At 27.4% G+C, this 22,375-nt stretch carries 27 protein-coding genes and 1 tRNA gene; 4 read left to right on the plus strand and 24 right to left on the minus strand.

Annotation, left to right across the window (positions count from 1 at the left end; genetic code table 11):
* Window positions 1–25: 25 nt before the first annotated feature.
* Together PF569_09620 and PF569_09625 are read right to left on the minus strand one after the other, a co-directional pair.
* Window positions 26–1,237 carry a hypothetical protein gene (locus PF569_09620; protein MDA3856490.1) on the minus strand — a complete coding sequence of 404 codons (1,212 nt, stop codon included), beginning with the start codon at window positions 1,235–1,237 and terminating at the stop codon, window positions 26–28.
* Between the two features lies 1 nt (window position 1,238).
* A complete protein-coding gene (locus tag PF569_09625; GenBank protein ID MDA3856491.1) occupies window positions 1,239–1,790 on the minus strand; it encodes a hypothetical protein in 552 nt (183 codons plus the stop codon).
* Window positions 1,791–1,897: 107 nt separating this feature from the next.
* Here PF569_09625 and PF569_09630 point away from each other — a divergent pair, with 107 nt between their 5' ends.
* Window positions 1,898–2,647, plus strand: a complete 750-nt coding sequence (locus PF569_09630; protein ID MDA3856492.1) for a hypothetical protein — start codon at window positions 1,898–1,900, stop codon at window positions 2,645–2,647.
* Window positions 2,648–2,707: 60 nt separating this feature from the next.
* Here PF569_09630 and PF569_09635 read toward each other — a convergent pair whose 3' ends face one another.
* The 20 genes from PF569_09635 to PF569_09730 form a co-directional block, all read right to left on the minus strand.
* A complete protein-coding gene (locus tag PF569_09635) occupies window positions 2,708–3,232 on the minus strand; it encodes a KH domain-containing protein (protein ID MDA3856493.1) in 525 nt (174 codons plus the stop codon).
* Between the two features lie 54 nt (window positions 3,233–3,286).
* Window positions 3,287–3,778: a hypothetical protein gene (locus PF569_09640; GenBank protein MDA3856494.1), complete on the minus strand. Its 492-nt coding sequence runs from the start codon at window positions 3,776–3,778 to the stop codon at window positions 3,287–3,289.
* 73 nt (window positions 3,779–3,851) lie between these two features.
* Window positions 3,852–4,841 (minus strand): hypothetical protein, encoded by a 990-nt coding sequence (locus PF569_09645; protein MDA3856495.1) that lies wholly within the window; start codon window positions 4,839–4,841, stop codon window positions 3,852–3,854.
* 10 nt (window positions 4,842–4,851) lie between these two features.
* Window positions 4,852–5,457, minus strand: coding sequence for a hypothetical protein (locus PF569_09650; GenBank protein ID MDA3856496.1), 606 nt, complete (start codon window positions 5,455–5,457; stop codon window positions 4,852–4,854).
* A 54-nt stretch (window positions 5,458–5,511) separates the two neighbouring features.
* Window positions 5,512–6,378: a hypothetical protein gene (locus PF569_09655; GenBank protein ID MDA3856497.1), complete on the minus strand. Its 867-nt coding sequence runs from the start codon at window positions 6,376–6,378 to the stop codon at window positions 5,512–5,514.
* A gap of 42 nt (window positions 6,379–6,420) precedes the next feature.
* Complete coding sequence (locus PF569_09660) at window positions 6,421–6,636, minus strand: hypothetical protein (GenBank protein MDA3856498.1); 216 nt, start codon at window positions 6,634–6,636, stop codon at window positions 6,421–6,423.
* A 288-nt stretch (window positions 6,637–6,924) separates the two neighbouring features.
* Window positions 6,925–6,999, minus strand: a tRNA-Arg gene (locus tag PF569_09665).
* An 82-nt stretch (window positions 7,000–7,081) separates the two neighbouring features.
* Window positions 7,082–7,918 (minus strand): type II secretion system F family protein, encoded by an 837-nt coding sequence (locus PF569_09670; protein MDA3856499.1) that lies wholly within the window; start codon window positions 7,916–7,918, stop codon window positions 7,082–7,084.
* Entirely contained in the window at window positions 7,899–8,891 is a 993-nt protein-coding gene (locus tag PF569_09675) for a type II secretion system F family protein (protein ID MDA3856500.1), read from the minus strand. Before PF569_09675 ends, PF569_09670 begins: the two co-directional genes overlap by 20 nt.
* Window positions 8,875–10,845 (minus strand): type II/IV secretion system ATPase subunit, encoded by a 1,971-nt coding sequence (locus tag PF569_09680; GenBank protein ID MDA3856501.1) that lies wholly within the window; start codon window positions 10,843–10,845, stop codon window positions 8,875–8,877. Before PF569_09680 ends, PF569_09675 begins: the two co-directional genes overlap by 17 nt.
* A gap of 2 nt (window positions 10,846–10,847) precedes the next feature.
* The gene (locus PF569_09685; protein ID MDA3856502.1) at window positions 10,848–11,231 is read right to left on the minus strand and encodes a hypothetical protein; all 384 of its coding nucleotides are present in this window, start codon (window positions 11,229–11,231) and stop codon (window positions 10,848–10,850) included.
* The gene (locus PF569_09690) at window positions 11,232–11,639 is read right to left on the minus strand and encodes a hypothetical protein (protein MDA3856503.1); all 408 of its coding nucleotides are present in this window, start codon (window positions 11,637–11,639) and stop codon (window positions 11,232–11,234) included.
* On the minus strand, window positions 11,636–12,148 hold the full coding sequence (locus tag PF569_09695; GenBank protein MDA3856504.1) for a hypothetical protein: 513 nt from the start codon (window positions 12,146–12,148) through the stop codon (window positions 11,636–11,638). The genes PF569_09690 and PF569_09695 overlap by 4 nt, the downstream gene beginning before the upstream one ends.
* A complete protein-coding gene (locus PF569_09700) occupies window positions 12,117–12,587 on the minus strand; it encodes a hypothetical protein (GenBank protein ID MDA3856505.1) in 471 nt (156 codons plus the stop codon). Before PF569_09700 ends, PF569_09695 begins: the two co-directional genes overlap by 32 nt.
* 41 nt (window positions 12,588–12,628) lie before the next feature.
* Complete coding sequence (locus PF569_09705) at window positions 12,629–13,042, minus strand: hypothetical protein (GenBank protein ID MDA3856506.1); 414 nt, start codon at window positions 13,040–13,042, stop codon at window positions 12,629–12,631.
* 2 nt (window positions 13,043–13,044) lie between these two features.
* Window positions 13,045–13,461, minus strand: a complete 417-nt coding sequence (locus PF569_09710) for a hypothetical protein (GenBank protein MDA3856507.1) — start codon at window positions 13,459–13,461, stop codon at window positions 13,045–13,047.
* A gap of 95 nt (window positions 13,462–13,556) precedes the next feature.
* Window positions 13,557–14,549, minus strand: a complete 993-nt coding sequence (locus PF569_09715) for a hypothetical protein (protein ID MDA3856508.1) — start codon at window positions 14,547–14,549, stop codon at window positions 13,557–13,559.
* Window positions 14,540–15,088, minus strand: a complete 549-nt coding sequence (locus PF569_09720; protein ID MDA3856509.1) for a hypothetical protein — start codon at window positions 15,086–15,088, stop codon at window positions 14,540–14,542. The genes PF569_09715 and PF569_09720 overlap by 10 nt, the downstream gene beginning before the upstream one ends.
* Window positions 15,089–15,178: 90 nt before the next feature.
* The gene (gene eno / locus PF569_09725) at window positions 15,179–16,462 is read right to left on the minus strand and encodes a phosphopyruvate hydratase (GenBank protein MDA3856510.1); all 1,284 of its coding nucleotides are present in this window, start codon (window positions 16,460–16,462) and stop codon (window positions 15,179–15,181) included.
* 66 nt (window positions 16,463–16,528) lie between these two features.
* The gene (locus PF569_09730; protein MDA3856511.1) at window positions 16,529–16,753 is read right to left on the minus strand and encodes a hypothetical protein; all 225 of its coding nucleotides are present in this window, start codon (window positions 16,751–16,753) and stop codon (window positions 16,529–16,531) included.
* A gap of 134 nt (window positions 16,754–16,887) precedes the next feature.
* On the opposite strand from PF569_09730, the gene PF569_09735 reads away from it, so the two are divergent.
* The 3 genes from PF569_09735 to PF569_09745 all read left to right on the plus strand — a co-directional run bounded on the left by PF569_09735 (window position 16,888) and on the right by PF569_09745 (window position 18,692).
* Complete coding sequence (locus PF569_09735; GenBank protein MDA3856512.1) at window positions 16,888–17,085, plus strand: 30S ribosomal protein S17e; 198 nt, start codon at window positions 16,888–16,890, stop codon at window positions 17,083–17,085.
* A 68-nt stretch (window positions 17,086–17,153) separates the two neighbouring features.
* Window positions 17,154–18,119, plus strand: a complete 966-nt coding sequence (locus PF569_09740; GenBank protein MDA3856513.1) for an AsnC family transcriptional regulator — start codon at window positions 17,154–17,156, stop codon at window positions 18,117–18,119.
* A 51-nt stretch (window positions 18,120–18,170) separates the two neighbouring features.
* Window positions 18,171–18,692 (plus strand): nucleotide exchange factor GrpE, encoded by a 522-nt coding sequence (locus PF569_09745; GenBank protein ID MDA3856514.1) that lies wholly within the window; start codon window positions 18,171–18,173, stop codon window positions 18,690–18,692.
* A gap of 5 nt (window positions 18,693–18,697) precedes the next feature.
* Here PF569_09745 and PF569_09750 read toward each other — a convergent pair whose 3' ends face one another.
* Together PF569_09750 and PF569_09755 are read right to left on the minus strand one after the other, a co-directional pair.
* Complete coding sequence (locus tag PF569_09750) at window positions 18,698–19,432, minus strand: hypothetical protein (GenBank protein ID MDA3856515.1); 735 nt, start codon at window positions 19,430–19,432, stop codon at window positions 18,698–18,700.
* A 126-nt stretch (window positions 19,433–19,558) separates the two neighbouring features.
* Window positions 19,559–22,123: a hypothetical protein gene (locus tag PF569_09755; GenBank protein ID MDA3856516.1), complete on the minus strand. Its 2,565-nt coding sequence runs from the start codon at window positions 22,121–22,123 to the stop codon at window positions 19,559–19,561.
* Between the last annotated feature and the right edge of the window lie 252 nt (window positions 22,124–22,375).

Raw genomic sequence — 22,375 nt, forward strand, 5'->3', positions numbered from 1 at the left:
TTATTCCAATTATTTTATATTAATTCTATTTTTCCAATTTTCTATATTTAACTGGAATTTCATAAGTCAAACTTTCTACGAAATCATTAAAGTTATTAGCAATTTCTGTAACTATTTCATTTCTATCTTCTAATGTATTTTCAATTGCTTCTTTATTATATGGTGTTAAGTCATACGACCATTTTTCTAAGTTCTCTACAAATGAATATACTGATTTAATTTCAAGATTCACTTTATATTCTTCTACAGTTACTTCTAACGGAAGATTTTGTTTTTGAACTAATGAATTCACCCTATATTTTATTGCTTCTTTAATTGGAAGATTATTATATGCCTTTTCAATTTGTTTTTGCTTATAATTTTTATCAAATAATGAAATCAGGTTTTCAATACCTTTTGAAAGACCCTTATTCTTATCTTCAAAACTCTCCTCTTGAAGAAGTCTCTCATCTAATAAAAAATTCTTTTTAGTTTTATTTTTTTTCATTAAAAGTACTAGCATAGTATTTCCTTTCGCATAATCATACCTTTCAGAATATGTTCTTATTTGAATATTTGGAAAGTAATATGAACTCAATTTATTTCCACGATCATAAGATACGACATCTCCATCAATTATTTTAGTAATCCAAGACTTACTAGATTTTTCTCTATAATCCCAACTAATTATTTTATGTCTTTCCTTTATAGCTGAATATTCAATTAAACTTTCCATATCATAACTATCTAACAATACCCATCCTGCTTTTTCCATTTCAACTAATTTCTCCTTATACTCATCAGTCAGAGGAAAAGATCTTTCCCCCACACTTCCAACCATATCTGGTCTTTCAATATGAATTTTTTCGAAATTTAGTAATTCCATAGAACGAAATTTACCTGAACTTGATACCATTTGAAAACTATCTTCTGTAGGATAAATAATTGATTTATTTTGAAATCTTTCATATTTCTCAACACGAGCATAGAATTCATTTTTTTGTATACGCTCTATTTCTTTCAATTCTTTTTCTCTTATTTCCTTTCTTGTTTGAATTTCTTCTTCAGTTAATGGAGCTTCTTCTTGAACTTCTTCTTGATTATAAAGTTTTGAATTTTCAATATAATCTCTTCTTCTTCTAGATTCTCTAGCAGCAGCAGCATTTCTACTTTTTACTCTGTTTCTTGCTGCACTTTCTCTTGTTATTCTTGAATGTCTCGAACTTGAAACTTTATTACTAAATGATGATATATTCATTTTATTCTGTCCTCTCCTTTAAATTTTTAATATATATAATACCTTCTGAAGCACAAGCATATACTAATTCAACTGGAAAAGAAGCAGGAAAATATTTTTTAGATAAGTTTCTATCCCACATATTGTAATCCTCACCATTTTGACTAAGTTCAACAAACACAATCAATCTTGCAGTAAAATCAGGCAATCCTACTAAAACTAAACTTGAAATAGCTCCTAATCCTGCGGATCCTATTTGTCTACCAGCCTCTACACTCAATTTCATACTATCATCATAAAGTCCTGTTTTTTCCCATAATTTATCTTCAAAATCATAACATTTTTCACGAATTTTACTCGGTACAATAGTTCCTGGGATAAGATTCATTGCCATTTGAGTTCCAGATACTGCTAACTCAAATCCACCTTTCAAAACAGGTTTAGTACCATCCCAAACATTTTCACCTACACGAATAATATCTTCAAGTAATAAATTACCGACACTATTTTTCTTTACAGATTCCTCTGATCTCACATTACTTTGTTCGTTTGTTGTATAATTTTTATTTTCCATTTTCATTACTGTTACTACTTCATAGTTGTACAAGTATATTAAACTCACCCCCATCTATGTGGGGAGTAAACATAAAATTTATAAAGAAAGAACATAATATTATAATTATGGTTGAAGAAAGTCTTTTAGAAATAGGTTTCACTCAGAATGAAACAAAAATATATTTTGCAATTTTAGATTTAGGTGAATGTAAATCGGGTGAAATAATGAAAAAAGCCAATTTAAATACTGGGAGAATTTATGATATTATTAATTCTCTTATCAAAAAAGGACTCGTTTCACATATTATCAAAAGTAATATTAAATACTTTTACGCAACTGACCCTTCTAGTTTGCTAGATTATATCGAAGAAAAAAGAGAAATCTTAGATAAAAAAGAAAAAAGTATTAAAAAAATCTTACCAGATTTAATTCAGAGAAATCAACTATTAAAAAAAACTTATAGAACTGAAGTTTTTCAAGGAATTAAAGGTATTAAATATGCAGTAGACTATATTACTAAAGAATCTAATCAAGATAGTATTTTCTATATATTTGGAATTCCTAAAATAGACGATAGAAATCTACAACTATATTTTGCTCAGTGGCATAATGCAAGAAAAATAAATGGACATATTGTTAAGATGATTTACAATCAATCAGAAGTAGAAATTGCTAAAGATAGAGTAAAGATCCCTCATTCTGAAGTTAAAGTCATGCCTGGAGGAGTTATGACTCCTGCTTGGACTTGTGTTGTTGAAGATTATACTTTAATAATTACACTAAAAGGAGAAATTAGCTGTATTATGATAAAAAATCAAGAAGTAGCAAAATCATACATTGAGTTTTTTAATATGGTATGGAATCTATCAAAATAATTAATAAAAAACACTTTTTTCTAAAATAATTTAAAAAAAATATAAAAAATAATTGCTTAATTAAAGTAATCCTGTATTAATATTAACTTTATTTCTCTCCAAATAAGAATAAAGCGATTTGTGGGACGCTCCTTTGATTAGCATATCAAGAGCCTCATGAACAAGAATAGTATTCTCATAAGGTCCTATAACGCTCACATAGTGGTCCTTTACACTAACACTACACTTAGTAATCTCTTCAATAAGTTTTCTAGTAGAACCTTCCTTACCAATAATTCTACCCATAACAACTTTTAATCTAGTATGATCTTTCACATAACTCTTAACATCAATTGTATCTAAAACAAAAGTCTCATCCTCAAGTCTCATAGCACTATCAGGACTATGACCCATATTAACTGCAGCAATAACATTAGCTAAAATAAATTGAGTCAAAGAATCCTCAGTATCAACAACAACTTCTCCAGATTTTGAATCAACATCAATTTTACAATCAAACTTCTTCTCAATCTCCCTCTTCTTTCCACCAGCAACTCCGATAAAAACCGGAATTCTATCCTTTTCTAAAAAAAAACCTTCTTCCATAAGTCAACACTTAATAAAAAATAAGAATACTTAATTTAAATAACTTATCAAAAATTAATTAAATGCGTAATCTCGGTTATGACTTAGACCATGATGATTTTCTTGACGATGTTTATCATAATAATATAAAACCGAATTACTCAATAACTCAGCTAAATCAGTAAATAAAGTCTCAGATAAATACTCCTCATCACTATCTTTTTCCTTATTATAATCTAGATTAAATATTTTAGCATATTTTAAAATTAAATGATGTAAATCTCCTTTAGAATCATTTCTAGAATATAATTTCATATTCTCCTTACTCCTTTCAATGTAAATATTCTCAAAATCATTATCTTCTTCATCTATATCTTTAATATAAATTCTAAATACTAATTTCCCCTCTAAAACTTCATTATTTGTAGAATAATTTAACTGAGTTGCAATATATTCACTAAGAACAACCTTCTCATCCCAAATCCCTGTATGTCTAGTTATAACTGAAACAAAAGGTGGAAATTTTATTCTTTCCTCTAATTTTTCATCGTTAACTTGAATAGTCATAATACCTAGATATAGATTTTAGAATTTATAAATATAACTTATTAAAAAAATAAAGAAAAACTAAAAAATAATATTATCTTTCAACATGCTCAATTTCAATTGAAACTGAAGTTCTGTCAAAATAATCATAATCTAAAACAATAGCAATGCCTTTCTCATAATCTTCTTGACCTGTTGTATCAATAGTACAAAATACAGTAGTTTTATCTCCTGAAAGAAGAACAGTCTCAGTATTTGTTCCAGTAGCACCACAATCAACACCTGAATTCAATTCTCCAGCTTCAATAAAATAAGTAACATAATTCTCTTCAAGTGCTGCATTAGTACTTGAAACAGGATTACCATTAATCTTACACTCAGAATCTAAAACATCACTCCTATAAACTCTACCATTAGTACTCTTACCAATATGAACAATATCAAACTGAATCTGAATACTTGTAGCGCCAGCCGTATTTTGAACTACATTTTCAATTTGAACTGGAGCTCCAGAATTTGCATAATCTCTATTCCCATCCAAAGAACAAACCTCTAAATCATTATCATAACCTTGAATTGTATTTCCACTAACACAAATACTTGCTCTAGCATTAGTAGTATAAGGATAACATAAATCAAGCAAAATAGTCTTCTCTTGTGAACCTGAACCCAAATCAGACATAAACTTCAAACCTTGAAACATAACAAATTGTTTTGAACCAGGAATAACATTATCTCCTTGTTGTTTAACACCTCGAAGTTCAGGAATAGGTTGCGATGCATCTTCTGCAGTAATACCAAACTCAGTAAAACTAATTCCTGCTAAACTAACATGACCTTCACCTTCTTCGATATCATTTTCTCCAATATTTTCCAAAAGAACCCTAATTGGAAAAGGTTGAATCCCACCATCTTTTACTTTCTCAGGAGGTTGTCCTTCTGAGAACTCAACGCCAAGCGCTTCATCTCCTCCATTAAATGCTCCTTCAAGTTGAAACGAATTCGTCTTAGCATTAGTTCCACTAGTACAACCCACAAATAAAAGCATCATTGCTACAATTAAAATATATATTATCTTTTTCATTTTTCTTTAATTATTCTCCTTCTGTTACAGTCTCAGTCTTAGTTTTCTTAGGAGGTTTGGAAGGATTATCATCCTTGCTAACCATATAAAATACTCCACCAAACACTACTAATATATATAATAGTGGATCTGCAAAGAAATCGTATAATTCAGAACCTTGATTAAAACCGTCCCAACCAAATCCTCTAGCATAATAATAAACAACTACAAATAATCCTAAACCACCTAGAATATACATCACCCATTTATTATCATTAGCTGCATTTTCTCCGAAAAATTTAGTAATATCAACACCAAGCATTGCAATAACAATATATAATGCTAAAATTCCCATTGAAAATGCCGTAACACCTGGAAACAGAGTTATCATCAAGTCTCCTAAAGTCTCTCCTGTATCTGAAATTTCAAATGCTACAGAAAATAAACCAAACACTAATGAAATAATAACCCTTACAGGTTTTTTATCCTCAAATATCGTTACTTTTTCTAAGATTGTAAGAACTACAGCATAAACTAACATGAAAGGAAACACATATTGAAACCATCCATAAGCTTCCAAATCATTAAGAAATGAGTAAAAATCTACATCACTAAGAATATCTGTTAAAGTTCCCATGAGAATATGTCAGAAAAATAACTTAATAACATTTATATTCACTCAACAGTAAGTTCATTTTTTATTTAACTTGTCAAGTGCATTTTTATTCTGGATTCTACCTTCATGAATAATATCCCTAATCCTATTCTCATAGTCTTTTTTATACTTCCCATAATCTCCTTTTTCACTCAAAGAAATATCTGCATCTTTAATACTTTCTTCAAGTTTTACTTTCTTCTCTTTATCCGAATTCATCCACGAAAAAAGAGCAATGAAAATAATAAAAATAAAAACAACTGGATCAATAAAATATCCTAAAAAACTATCTTGACCTGAATTATATACATAAGCAAAGAACACAAGCAAGAATACAATTCCAATAGGAACTAAATCTATAAACATAAATACTACTCCCATAATTAAAAATGCAACTGCTAAAATAACATTCCACTGAGACTCAAAATTAAGTGGATTATAATCCCACCCAAAAATTCCTACCCCCATATAAAATAAAACACTTCCAAGTCCAATAACACCTACCGTAAAATACATATAAGCACTATGATCTTTTCTCCACATATCCTTAAAGAAATCTTTTCCTAAAATTGAACCAACAATATACATAGTAAGTATTCCCATTGTAAGGGCAGAAATACTAGGAAACATAAACATCATCATATCTCCAACCATCATCCCAGACTCAAGTTCAAAACTCACACCATAAAAAGAAGAAATCAATGCAATAAGAATAATAATTGGCTTAATTGGTTTTTTAGTTTTCTTACTCTGAAAAATTTTAACATAAGATAAAGCCGTATACATTAAAGCGTAACTTAAAAGAAAGGGGAATAAAAACTGATAATAGTTACTATCCAAAAACACCCTATGGATCTCATTAAAATCAAAACTAGAAATGAAATCAGAAACGCTATCAACCATAAAATTCTAAGATGAAAAGATTATATAAATCTTTCCACACAATTACTTCTTTTTTTTAATATTAGCTAAAATTTGATCTTCTTCTTTTAAAACTTTTCCAACCATCTTAGCAATATTCACATCAATACTCTCAATGTGCCTTTGAGTCCTCATAACTAGCTTCAATGAATAAATCATAACAAGCATCATTGCAAGAATCGTCCAAAACATAACAAAAAACAAAAAATTAACATTATTTAAACTATCTACTAATACCACAATAATAAATATTAATCAGATAATTATAAATGGATTTGTCTTAATCAATAAGTAATCAATAACTATAAACACTTTTTTTAAAACGGCCCAGAGGACACTAAAAATTTATTAAATAAATTTTTGAAGCATTTTGAGAAAGCTCAAAATTGATTCAAACCTATTTGAAATTTTTAATTTCAAATTGTTCAGAAATGCATTTTTAAATGCGACCAAAAAAATCTTAATTTTTTTGAGTATTTGGAACTAATTTCTCGCATCCTGGAAGGAGTGAGAATCTTCCTATAAAAACGGCCCCAGGGAGATTCGAACTCCCGATCTACAGCTTAGGAGGCTATCGTCATATCCAGACTAGACCATAGGGCCAATATAATAGAATATATATAAGTAATTAAAAAGCTATTAAAAACTTATCTCATAAAAATAAAAATAATAAAAATAGTAAAAACTATATGAAGAAGAAAAATGTCACAAACACTGAAATTACTAAAGCTACTACATGAGGTGCTCCATTGATAATATTATTATCTTGCATAAGTCCAAACAAAAATCCAGACAAGATAGCCAGTTCATAAGAAAGTAGAGTAAGTAAAGATAAAAAAGTCTCAATTTTTCCATCTGAAACTCCTCCAGCACCAGGATTAATAGTCTCAGTAATTCCAACAAATAAATATTTATACACCATAACAATAATCACTAAAAAAATAATAAATGAAATATATCCAGTAAAAGTATTAGATGCTAAATTACTTCTCCTCTCTTTAGTTCTCAAATTTTCATTACCAATTTTTAAAGAAAGCTCTCTTAAAATTTTCTCAACATGTCCACCAATCTTTCTTGCTTCAATAACTAAATATAAATCTCTCTTCAAAGTAGAACTACCAATATTTTTTGCAAAGTTAATCATAGCAACATCAAAATCTATTCCCCAAGAGATTTGATTGAAAAGTTTTTTTACATCCTCATTCAAAACACCATATTCATTATTAACTGTATTTTTAATCGAAGAAATAAGATCCATTCCAGATTCAACATTATCTACAATATCTCTTAAAAATCTTGGAATAACTTGCATTTTAGATTCAACTCTCTTTAAACCATACAAACTAAGAAATAAATAAGGTGTCAAAAAAATAATGAAAGGTAAAACTAAAAAGATATTTACATAAACTGGAGAAGTAATATTTGTTAAAGAATATCTAATCGCAAAAAAAAAACCTAGAAAAGTTAATACAAGTAAAACATACCTAATAATTTCCTCTCCACTAATATTTTGTAATTTCATTTTTAATTGGTTTTAACCTCGAATATAAAGGCTTCGAATAATACACTAACATCATAAATGCGCCATAAAACAAAGGCAAAAATACAAGTAAAGCGAAAATATACATAACTACGCTACCGCTATCCGAACTACCAGCTCCCCATTGAGTAGAAGTAATATTTACTAAATTCAAAATAGTAGTCATAATAGTATAAAACAATGGAGAAATTAAAAGAACTACAACATAAACTTGTGAATAAATAAGAAGAGTATCAATAGTTTTCTTTTCAATAGCATCAATCTCAATATTCAAATTATTTAACTTCCTATCCAAATAATTGTAAATATTACCTCCAGAATTAGAAATCGTAACTAAATCATTCATCAAATCAGCAAGCTCTCTTGATGGACATGAGGCCATTGCCTCCCTAATAGAACTATGAATATCATAACCCAAAACAGTAGAATAATATCTAATTTTTTCAAACTCTATCCTAATCTCTTTGTAAATCAAAAAATCACCAATAATCTCAACAATTTTTGACAATGAAAGTTCTTTTGCTAAAATTTTCATATAAGGTAACAAATAAGGCATAGATGCATTAATTTCTTGACCTCGATTATTAGAAGTCACAATTGGAAAATTATAAAAAAAGATACCCATAAGAGATACAGCTAAAACACCTCCAAAAAAAACAACTTGAGTAAACTCAGGCCTAATAAAAATATTAGCAAAAGTCATAATAAAAACTAAAACAATCATTAAAATCAAACTAAAAAGAATAGCAAAGAAATATTCTTCAGGAATAAGTCTTAAATTTGCTTTTCTTAAAACTCCTTCATAACGAATATTATAAAAATTTCTATAAAAAAAATCTTTAAAATTCTTCTTTGAGAAAAAAAATCTCCCAAAATTACGATATAAAAAATGTACATAAAACTCAATAAAAGACTCATTCATAATCCCTTTAGAATCATTATTTTTGAGTTTCATCTTCTACCTCTTTCACAAATCCTTCCATGTATTCAAAAATAGCTTTCGGATCCTTATAATAAGCCCTAATTATATGACTAACTTCCCTGAATTCCAAAATTTTATTTTTACTCATGAAATCTAAAATTCTTCTTCTTTTCTCAATCTCTGCCCAAATGGAATCCTCTTCACCACCACGACTCTCAAGCAAACTAGAAATCAAAGCAGAATTTTCTTTATATGAAAAAACATCTTCCATTGGAACATACTTTACAAACTCATTAATTAAAAAATGATCTTTTTTAGTTTCATAATCTACAATTTCTACAACTGAATTAACTCTCCTTACAACATTATCTTTAACCTTTACAGTTTTCATAAAAATAACAATATCAAGCTCAGTAAGAAGCTGTTTAGGAAGATTAATTGGCGCAATAGTCATACGATTAACTAAATCATTAAACTTGTCTGCATGAACCGTACCTAAACCAGCATGTCCTGTAGCCATTCCTTGGAATAAAATTGCAGCTTCAGCACCTCTAACTTCTCCTACAATAATATAATCTGGTCTCTCCCTTAAAGATGCTTTAAGTAAATCAAACATCGTAACTTGTCCTTTCTCATTACCTTCCTTTGAAATTAAAGGCAACCAATGTTCATGAGGAAGATTAATCTCAGGAGTATCTTCAATAGATACAATTTTTGCAGTAGGAGGTACAAATAATGAAAGAGCATTCAAAATTGTAGTCTTACCAGTAGCAGTTCCACCTGAAATCAAAAGTGATTTTTTATTCTCAACTGCAATCCATAAATATGCAAGTAAAAACGAAGGCATTGTACCAAACTCCATTAAGTGTAGTGGTGTAAAAGGTTCTACTCTAAACTTCCTTATAGTAAATGAAGAACCCTTCTCTGAAACCTCTTTACCATAAATAGCCTCAACCCTTGAACCATCAGTTAAAGCTCCTTGTAAAATTGGCCTAGACAAAGAAACTTCTTGATTAGATTTCTGTGCAAGCTTCACAATAAAAGAATTTAATTTTTTCAAATCAGTGAACTTTCTACTAACTTCAAGTGGACCATATTTCAAATGATTAATGAAAATTGGAATTCCCAAACCATCACAAGAAATATCTTCAATAAATTGATCATGCATCATAGGTTCAATCATTTCTAAACCTAAGAAATCCCTCTCCAAATAATAAACTACTTTACCAAACTGCTCCTCAGTAAGTTTAATTTTATATTTAGAACAAAGTTTCTTAGTTCCATTAATAATAATGTCCCTACTATTTGTCCCAACATTATCAAATGCAACTTTCTCAAAAACATAAATAAAAGCTTTTTTCAACTCCGCAATCACATCAAGTTCTTCTTCAGATAATTCAGGTTCAATCACATGATAAATAATTTTTTGCTCAACATCATCATATTTAATCTCAACATAAGATAAACCGTATAACTTATATTTTTCATCAACACCAGTATAATTTAAAGGTTCCCAATCAGTAGCTGAAGTCTTAATCATATTATCTGGAATCTTAGATAACTGATGAGACTTAGTAGATTTTGTTAAATCTTCTGAAAGACCATCATTATCATCAATGGAATCAGGATTAATATAATTCTTAGCAATAATATTAATTGGAGCCCCACTACCTTGATCACCAATAACATTTATCCTTGAACCCATATTTTGTTGAAAATTATTTGGTTGCATACCATAATTACCCCCAAATTGATTATTATAATTTTGAAGAGATTGAGAATTTTGTTGATTTGCTTCATTTTCTCCATTCTCCAAAGAAGGATCACCACCGTTAGGTACTGCGCCTTGTTGAGACTGAACTGCAATCAAATTATTCAGAGGAATAAATTCAGATTTATTTTGTAAAAACTTATCAAACTCTACATTATTATTAGAATAGCTCTTTTTTGCTTTTTGCATAATTTGATTAAGTTTTTTTTGATCCATTTTTAACAAATAAATGAGCTTGAATAATTATAACCTTCATAACGATAATCAATGTGATAATCATAATGAGTATAATTAAGTAAACTCCAATTTCCACTAGGAGGAATAATAGTGTTATTAGTAATTGTAAGATTACATAAATAACCATAACTTATACAATAACTCTCGAGATCATTTTCAAACTCAAGATACCTAGAGTCTATATAAGTTCCATTACTAAATTTACCAACCTTACAAGTCTCATAAACTATATTGTTCAATAAATTAAATTTGCCTGATTTTACTATATAAGTATTCTCTGTCTCTATAGAATAAATAAAAATTAAAAGTAAAAGTAAAAACAAAGATGAAAGAAGAAACAGCTGAGATTTCTTATTTTTTATCATTTAATAACACACTCCTATCCTAAAAGTTCTAAATTCAGAAACAGTGTTATTCTCAATTGAAATCACTCTCTCAGCAAAATCTTTAAAATCACCATCACAAGAATACAAACTCTCACTCAAAGTTCCATTACTAATACTAAAATCATAATCAGAAATCGAAGAATTTAAAACTAATTCAAATTTAGACCAATCCTCAGATTTTGTATCAGTAGTCAAATCTTCAAGCATAATAATATCCCTAAAAGTCTCAGAATAATATATCGAATCAGCAATAGTATCAACATTTTTCTGATAATTTAACTCCGAAGATAATGAAGGTTTTACAACTAAAAAAACAATAGTTCCTAAAAATAATAATAAAATAAAAGAAGACTCAACAACAGTAATTTGCGATTTATTAAACTTCATTTCCATACCTCAACAAAAACAATAACAGGTTCAGAATTATAGTTAGAAAAACAACTATTCATCGAAGAATAAACTCCCAAATTATCACTAGAAATACCAAAATTCAAATAAGTGGAATTACTACTTAAACCTTTAATCATAATATTTAAATTCGAATCATCTAAACCTAAAACATCAAGAATACTATGATAATTCACATCATTAAATTCTGCAATTTTTAAAGAATCCAAAGAATAATTACTTGAAGATCTAAGCCCTAAAAAATTAACATTATAAATGTCTAATTCCCAATTCACAGGATTACCATTAGTATTAACCAAAAAAAAACATAAATCCCTCGAATCAATTTCAATCTCAGAATAAATGACAGTCTTTTCAAAATTACTACTATATGAACTATAACTAGAATAAATAACAAAAAAAAACATAAAAAAAACTAATATTGCAAAAACAAAATCTATTTGCAAATAACCTTTTTTATTTAAACGACAAATCAATTTTTGAGACATTTTTATTATTTTTAAAAATTAAAAAATACGACCCAGGAAGAAGAGTCATATTACTAGAAAAATTATACCCACTACTTAAGTTAAAATAAATCTGTTCAGCATCATTACTATTTGTATGACATAAACCATTATAACAATAATCAGTTCCAAGATAATCAATCAAAGATCGATAATGAATTGTATTGCCCTCCACAACAACACTACCTTTACTAAAAGAAATCCCCATACCAAAACTTTGACCTTCAAATTTTTGTACTTGATTAGTTTTTTGAATTAAATTATTAAAATAAATTTCCATATTATTATAATCATTTTTTGCAACACTATCCTCAATAGTACTCTTAGAAAATTGGTAAGCAATAATTGAAGTCGTAACAACTAAAAGAGTAATCAAAACAAATGAAGTAATTTCAGTAACACCTTTCTTATGTAAAAACATATTAAAATACATCCCAACAACTATTAAAAATCTATGTGTAATTAATTAGTAACACTAATGCAAGAACCATTAAAACTATAAATTGAACTAAAGCCAAAACTAACATTATAAACTGAGCAAAAATTTGGACCCAAAGTACTAATATTAACTTCAACAATTTCCCCATTTTGCGCATAAGAACTATGAATAAAATTATCTTGTAAAATCACTTCCAAATTATTTGAAAAAAAATCAACATACTCCAAACTAGAACCATTATAAACTACAACATTCAAAAGCTCACTACGAAAATTAGACATAGACTTAATCATTGCTGCTTTCTCTGAAAGAATTATCATATCTTCTTTAGAACTATTATAATAACCAAAAGAAAAAGACAAAACCAGAATACACAAAATAATAATTAAAGAAAATGTTGCAAAAGATGCAACACCTTTCTTACTAAAATTGTTCATAATTAATTACTTACAATCTCAGACTCTCTGTAAATTGCTTCATCAGTCTTAATAACAACTGTTACTTTTGCACCTGTATCAATTCCACAAGTTGTTAAAGTGTAACCTGAAGTATTAATTCCTGGAGTGATTGAAACATCAGTTCCCCCTGTTGCCGTAGGACATTCACTAATTGAAATATCTGCAGTTACCGCATTAGTACTAGGATTCTTCAAAAAAACGATTGCATCAGCAGAAGAATTTTGAACCATCTCTACTGTAATACCAGAGGATGTTGCACTTTGCTCATCAACACCAGCCATTAAACCACTGTTATATGTTTGGAACCATTGTTGGAAACCAACTACAGCTACAACAGCTACTACTAAAAGTAGAGCAGTTGCAACAACTGGACTTATTGCTTTTTTATTAAATACCATTTTTTGAAATTTAGATAGTATAAAAAATATACTACTTGTAATTAAGTTTTCGAAAGAATGTAATATATAAATTTATTGTCATTGAAAAGTAGAAATTACCTTAATGAATTCAATTTTTTAAGCCTAGAATCAATCTTAATCAACTTCTCTACTGTAGAATTTGACTCAAACCTAAAATCATCATCAGATACAATTTGGGGAGACTCCAAAATTGTATTTTTAAGTTCAGAACTTAAAATATTATTATCAATTTCATCTTTTTTTATAACATTTATATCAGATTTAGTTTTAGACTTAACAAAATTATCCTTTTTTCCCAAATCACTCAAAGATTCATTAAAATTTGAAAGTTTCTTCCTTACATTAACATTATTATTTTTATTAAACTCAGTAATTTCTTCTTTAATACCTAAATATTTAGTGGTCAAATCTTTTGAAATTTTATCAATACCCTCTTTTTGAATTAATATAAGTTTCGAAACTTTACCTAATTCAGATTTATTAGAATCATTAATACTTAAAAATCCTTCTTCAATTTTTGAAAGCCTCTCATCAATACCACTAAATTTTTTTTCTAAAAGAGAATTAGTTTCATCCTTAAATTCACCAAATTCACTAAATATAGACTTAACTTCAACGAAATCATTTCCAAAATCCTCTAATTTATCAGACAAAATTTTATTAGACAAAGAAATTTTCTCTAATTCTATTCTCATTTTTGAAAATTCTCCTCCAAGCTCTTCACTAAAAGTAGAAACTGTACTTTTAAAACTTAAAGTCATTTTTTTATAAAAATCATCCATAAACTTAGCAAATTGAGATTGTTGTGTATTTAAAGATCTCATTATCATACCTTCCATACTATCTGTCAAATTTTTTCGAACCAAAGCCATTTCAGTCTTCAAATCTATCAGATTAGATGCGACAAGAGAATTAATATCCTCATCATAATCATCTTTATCCCTAAACACACCACCAGATTTTAAAAAATCAAAATCTAAATCAGGTAAATGAGTCCCAAGTTCTTTATTATATCCCTTCAATTCATCAACAACAGACTTTTTCTTGGCCATTTTATTTAAAACCACTTCTTTTTCTTAGTAACTCCATCTTCTTTCAAAACTTCACCAAACTTAGCAGCTATTTCAGTTTTAAAAGCAGGAGGAGGAGGAAGAGCTCCAGAAGAAGAATTTTCAACAGGTTTGGATTTGTCACCCAAAGAAGTTTTAGAAACTAAAGGTGGTGAATCTGAAACTTTATCTTTTTCAAGTAATTGTGCTTTCAAAACAGGTTTATTTGAAGATTTATCCGAAACAATTTTATCTTGTAACTTCTCAACTTTAGTAAAACTATCATCAACTTTAATTGAAAGAGAATCAATCTTATCCAAAACATCATTAAATTTAGCTTCAAAATCTACTTTCTCTTTTTCATCATCAGAAGAATTTGCTTCCTTAAAAATCTGAACTAGAAAATCAAGTTTAGCATTAATTTCCAAGAATAATCTTTCTTGTTCACTTTGTGATTTTTTCTTAAGACTATCAATCAATAATCTTTGTTTCAATTTAAGTTCTTCGAACTCCTTAATAAAATTAACATCAGAACTTAGACTTTCTACTTTACCCATAGATATTTTTTCATATTATACAATAAATAGATTATTAACCCCTATAAAATAAAAAAAAGAAATATTTACTTAAAAATGTTTAAAGAAAAATCATTTATATATATTCAATAAACGATTATATTTTGCTACTCTCTCCCCTCTTGCTGGAGCGCCAATTTTAATAGAAGACTCCAAAGCAACACTCAAATCGGCAATAAAATCATCAACAGTCTCTCCTGATCTATGTGAGACGATAGTGTGCCAACCCACAGCTTTTGCCATTTTATGAGCTTCAATACTCTCAGTTAAAGTTCCAATTTGATTAATTTTCAAAAGAAGCGAAGAACAAAGTTTTTTATCAATTGCAAGTTTAATTCTTTCAGGATTTGTAACTAATAAATCATCTCCAACACTAAAAGATTCTTTCTTTCCTGAAATAGGATTTTTAATCTTAAGTTTTGAAACATTTTGTAAATAATAAGCAAATCCTTCAAAGTCATCTTCAGCCATTGCATCCTCAATAGAAATAATTGGATATTTGTCAACCAAATCTGAATAATACTTAGTCAATTTCTTGAAATCTAATTTAACTCCTTTCTCAACTTCATAAAGTTTGGTAGTAGAATCGTAAAAATCTGAAGCTGCAGCATCCATAGCTAAAAACACTTCCCCCTTATAATTACTCTTCTCAATTGCATCAACAAGCAAATCTAGTGCTTCTGTTGGCTTAGAAATATCTGGTGCAAATCCTCCTTCATCACCTACAGCAGTATTTGATTTACCATATTTTTCCTCAATCAAAACTTTCAGAGTCTGATAAATTTCAGAAATTGCTCTAATTCTATCATAAACACTTCCAAAAACAGGAATAATCATAAACTCTTGAATATTTAAAGAATTTCCACTATGTAAACCACCATTAATCACATTTGCAAAAAGATTAATTGGTTCAGGCTTTGCAATAGTTTTCAAATCAAAAGACAAACCATTTGCAAGTCTATTCAAATATTCATATAAAGGCAAATTATAATACTTTGCTGAAGCTTTAGAAAAAGCAATACTAAGTCCTAAAATTGCATTAGCACCTAATAACTCTTTATTTGTAGTTCCATCATATTCTATTAAAAACTCATCAAAACTTTTTTGATTAAAATCAATATTCAAAAGTTCTTCCTTAATTTTATAAACATTATCTACAGCTTTTAAAACTGACTTACCATGAAATAAATTTTTATTATTATCTCTTAACTCACAAGCCTCGTGAATACCAGTTGAAGCTCCCGAAGGAACTCTAAACGAACCAGCAGAACCATCATCCAAAACAATTTTAACTTCAATTGTTGGATTTCCTCTTGAATCTAATATTTGTAAGGATTCAATACTAACTATTTTCATATAGTTTTAATCTAGAATAAACTTTAATTAGTTTTATCACTACTAACTAAAAAAGATAAGAAAAAATTACTCTGCATCAATCTCTTGAATTAATTTAACAATCTCATCTTTTTTTTCTCGACTAAATAAAATATTTGTTTTATATCTTTTTTGTCCATCATCAGTAAACCAACCCTTAGAAATACCAATTAACATATTTGCTCCTTCTGGAGGTTGTTTCAAATTAACCTCGATAAAATTATTTCCGCCTACATCTACAGTCTCTTGCTTTAATGTCTTCCATTCAGCCATTTTTTCATTCAAACAGATACAATTTTCAAGTACCTTAATACCTATATCATTTGCAGTATTTAAAAATTTAATCTTTTCAAATAAATAATTAAAAGAAAAACTTTAAAAAGCATAAGTCACTCTTTTTATATAGAATGGGAAGAGTTAAAAGTACATTTGTAAAGACATCTGCAAAGAAAATTTACAAGAAAGGAGCAAGCGAATTCACATCAGATTTTAATACAAATAAAACAATTGTTGACAAATACGCTAAAATTCCTTCAAAAAGATTAAAGAACACAATTTTGGGCTACATCACAAGATTAAAAAAAACTAGTGAAGTAGAAGAATAAATACTTTTTATTCCTAAAACAATATTTCTAAACAACAATTTTATAAATAAAATACTTTTAAATATACTATGACTAAAGATAAGTTATCCATACTATCTCCAAAAGACATATTAATTTTAAGAAAATTACTTGAAGATGGAAGACAAAGTTCATCAAGTATTTCAAAAGAAATAGATTTAGGTAGAGAAATAGTAAATTATAGAATTAAACGACTTATCAAAGAAAACCTAATTGTAAAATTTATTCCAAAAATAAATGATCAAGCCCTAAACTATAAAGAATACATAATATTTCTAAAATTAAATCTTGATGATGAAATCTCTAAAGAAAAATTTGTAAAAGAACACATGGGAAACAAATACTTAGTATGGATTGTAAAATCTAATTCAGGATGGGACTTAATAGTAAGATTATACGCACAAAGTATAGAAGAATTTAAAGAAAAATTAAATGAAATTCTTGAAGACTATTCAACTGTTCTTGCTAGCTACTATACAATAATTTCCACAGACGAAATAAAAGAAAATGAAAAAGAAACACTTCTAGAAAAAGTGTTCAATGAAAAAACTACAAAAAAAGATTTCAAAATTATTAAAAAAAATCAACAAATTCTTATTGACCAAAAAGACAAAGAAATAATAAAATTATTAGAAGAAGATGGTAGAGTACAATATAAAGAAATAGGAGACAAATTAGAAATCTCCTCCGACACCGTAAAGTATAGAATAGATAAACTAAAATCACAAGGAATAATCGAAAATTTTACTACTGTAATTAACTTTAATAAAATAGGATATATTCAATACGCCGCAATAATAAAATTTAAATATTTAATAAAAGAAGAAGAAGAAAAAGTAAATAAAATTTTAATTGACTCAAAATGTATTCTAAAAGCAATTAAAAATTTAAACTCCGAAGAATATTTTATAACATTAGTATTTGATGAAAACAAAGAAAAAGAAAAATTTGAAAAAGAACTAAAAGAAAAATTTGAAGATAAAATTTTAAGTCTTGAAATGTTTAAAATAGAATAAAAGTATCAAAAATGAAAAACTTTTATAAATCAAGTTCCATTAAACAATACTATGACAAAAGAAAAAAAAGATACTTCTAAAAAAGAGAAAAAAATTTCTAAAGATGAAGTCATCAAAAATTTAGTTAAACAAATTGAAGAATTGAAAAATGAACATCTAAGAACAAGAGCAGATTTTGAAAATTTCAAAAAAAGAAAAGAAAAAGAATCTCTTGAAATAAGAGATAGAGCTGTAACTGATTTTGTGTTAGACTTACTTCCTGCAATAGATAATTTTGAAATGAGTCTCAAAATGACTGACAACCAAGCAATGTTTGTAAAAGGAGTTGAAATGATTCATAAAAATCTAACTGACACACTAAAAGAACACAAATTTGAAGAATTTGAACCAAAAATTAACGATAATTTTGATCCATATATGCATGACCCAATATTAATTGAAAATGATGATGCTAAACCAGGTAAAGTGATAGGAATCCTTAAAAAAGGATATAAAAGAAAAGAGAATATAGTAAGACCTGCAAGAGTTCAAGTAAAAAAAGAACAAGAATTAGTAGAAGAAAAAACAAAATAAAAATTCTATTTCAAAAAATTAAACTTCTCAGGAATATTCAAAAATTCCTGATAAATACCAACTTCTTTATCAAAACTCAAATCCTCTAAATAATCACCAAAATAATCTTTTAAAGTATAATTAGGTCCAATATTTTGATTCCTAATAAATCCTAATTTTGTATAAAAAACTCCCGAACCACAAAATTTTGCCAAAACATTTGTCTTAAATCTAGTATTCTTTCCAAGAAGAGAAATACATACCATATTAGAACTCTTAGAAGAATTAATCATTGTGAATACTTGTCCTGAAGGGATATAAACATAACTTCCCTTACTAACTGCAACAACCTTTATCTCACGAATTTCATCCAAACTCTCTAAAATAAAAAAACCTTCCCCATGCAAAACTTCAAACAAAGCAGACTTAGACACACCATTATAATCAACAGAAAAAGAAGTAGTCTTATTATATTCTCTACCGAAAAATTTATGGTCTAAAACAAACAAATTACATTTAAAATTAAGTGACTCAAATAAAAGCTGATCTGAATTTTTAGAAATTCTCCAAAAAACACTAAAGGATTTTTTATTCAAATTTTTCATATCTAAAAGTTCATCTTTAAAATCTAAAAACCTAAAAACATCCTCTTTAAAAAAAACAGTATTCTTTGCCAAAGAAAATGAATCAAAATTAATAACTAGATTATTACTCGATTCATTCTCCAAATTTCCAAAAAAATTACTTAATTTCTTTAACATATTTTAAAATGCAAAAATCCTTCTAAAAAGATTAGTTGTACTCACCCAATAATAACAAATTTATTGTTTTAATAATTTGAAAAAAATTAATCAAACAATGACCAAAAATATAATTAGATTCTTGATTTAATCCCTATTCCTCAAATCACTCTCAACACTCCTTTCAGCAAAATAAGAGTTTTTTTTACCCCTTTTTTTAATGGTCTTATTCAAATAATCGTCAAGATCAATCTTTCCATTCCAAACCTTAGTTTTATCTTCAGAACTAGATTCTACTAAAGAAGAAATCCCATTAGAGATATTTTCTTTCTTCCTAAAAAACATAAAACTCTTTTTCTCTTGAACTTTATCCTCAAGAGAAGATTTATCTTTTTTAACTTCAGATTTATTCTCAACAACAGGCTCAACAACAACAGGACTATCCACATAATCTCTTGTAGAATTCCAAGAAGGAGTAGATTTTACCTTTTGCAAATATTCACCTAATTCATCTCTAATTTTTTCAGATTTAGATTCTCTTAAAAAAAAATTACTTTTTTTAACCCTTTGAACTTCTTCTTTCGAAGGTTTTAAATTTTCATCATAACTAGGATCTTTTTTTATTTTTTCAATCTTTTTCTTTGTTACTTCTCTTTTATTAAAAGGAATTGAAACTTCTTTTCTCTTTGATAAATCTTCTAATTTTTTCTTTTCAAAATCAGTTCGTCCTCTCTTTTCTAAATTATGTTTCCTCTCTATCTCCCTTTTAGCATCAAATTGTTTTTTAATTCTCTGTTTTTTAATTCTGTTAAAATCTTTTTCTAAATTATGGTCCTTAACTCTCTCAACACTAAGCAAAGGAAATTTTTTATTTTTCGATTTAGACTTTGACTGTTTTTTCAAAAATGTTAACTTATTCTCATCAAAAATAAAAATCTTAACAAAAATTGCTAAAATAATCAAAATAAAAACAAACCAAATCCAAGAATAAAAACTACCTTCTTCTTCAACAACTTCAACAACAACCTCAGGTTCAATAACTTCAATCGATGCACTAATTAAAGAATCATCATAAGTAATAAAATATGTATCCTCAAAAACATTTCCAACCTCATCAACAATTTCAACAATAATTTGATTAATTCCAGATTCTAAATTAAATAAAAAATCTAATTTTTCTTGTTGAATATTATCATAAACTTTTGAATCTATAACTTGGCCTGCAGATTTTAAAGTAACACTAACTTTAGAATTTTTATCAGTAGTAATATCAAAACCAAAACTCGAATCTTTAACAGTCTCACTATCAACCAAATCTATAACAAAATCTACGCTTACTTTATTTGGAGTAACTTCAATCTCTGAAGTTTGAACTTCATTATCCGCCTCATCAAAAGCTTCAATGAAAAAAGAATAAGTTCCAGGATAAACTGCTCCTTTATCTTCAAACTTTAACTTAGAACCATCATACACCTCCTCATCATCCCTAAAAACTCTATACTCAACAATACCTTCTTTATCAAAACTCTCATCCCAAGTCAAACTAACACTGCCATCCTCATTTGCAAATGCCTCAAATTCAAAATCTGAAGGCTCATTAATATCATAATAAAAATCCTTAGAATAATACTCTTTAAAATTATCTTTAGTACAATAAAACTCCAATTCATAATTTGCAACCCTATTAATGTCTAAATTATAACTAAAAGTATTTGAACTCTCAGAAAAATCAGAATCATAATCTCTAGAATCAACTCCCGTCAAAACACACTCATCCGCATTAGATTTAAATTTATATTCCTTATCATTTGAAAATTTATCATAAAAAGTATTACTTATTATTGATTCCAAAGAAATAGTTTTTTGAGCAACATTATCATTCAAATCATAAACCTTAAGCAAAATATTCCCCTCATCAAAAGGAATACTCAAAATTTTATTAAAACTAGTTCCAGAAATATCTTCAGTTATAATTAAAGTTCCTTGAACAATTTCATACTTTGTCAAATTAACATCATCTTCAATATCAAATTCAACTTCATAGTTAGAACCACTTAAAACAACAAAAACTGAATTAATTATTGGTTCAAAAATATCACCAGCAGAAAGATCATATTCAAATTCTTCCAAATTTCCAGCTTCATCTTCTAACTTAAATAAAAAACTATAATCGCCAGACTCAGACACATCATAACTATAAGTTAGAACATCTAAAACATCTGCAATAAAAATCTCAGAACTATCATACTTTCGATATAATTTTGCAGTTTTAAGTTTATTAGAATTATCACTAAAACTAAAATCAAACTCAACTTCTTGATTAGAAGAATTTAATTCTATACTATCCAAAACCATAGTTGGATTCTCTAAATCAATATAAACTAACTTAGATTCACCTAAAACAGTAATATTAAATACACTTGAACCACTAAAACTACCACCTGAACTCTCAGTTAAAGAAGACAAACTAAAAGAAGAACAATATTCTTCACTACAAATAGAAAAAGGAAAATCCTTAACCTTACCAACTCCTGACACTTCATACTCTACACTAACATTAACTGCTTCAACTTCTGATACAACAGTAATCAAATTATCAGTTAAAGAGAAATACTCTTGAACTTCATTATCCGAATTTAAAATTTCAAAACCAAAATTACTTGAAACTAAAATCAAAAAAAGTCCTAAAAATAGCACAATCTTACTTTTCATAGTATATACTAAAACTTTTTCTTTATAAAGCTTTTTTATAACTTATATTATATCATATAAAAATAGTTATAAAAATGATTAGAAATTATAATTCAAATAATTTATATTTTTTATTTTATAAACATATAGTAATATAGGCTTCATCCGATTGAGTATAAACAACAACTAATTATCTATTTTTATCTAAAAATTTATTTTTTGAATAAAAAATCTAAATTGAAAATTTAGAATAAAAGAAATATTCTTATGCAT

The organism is Candidatus Woesearchaeota archaeon (assembly GCA_027858315.1).
Taxonomy (GTDB): domain Archaea; phylum Nanobdellota; class Nanobdellia; order Woesearchaeales; family UBA583; genus UBA583.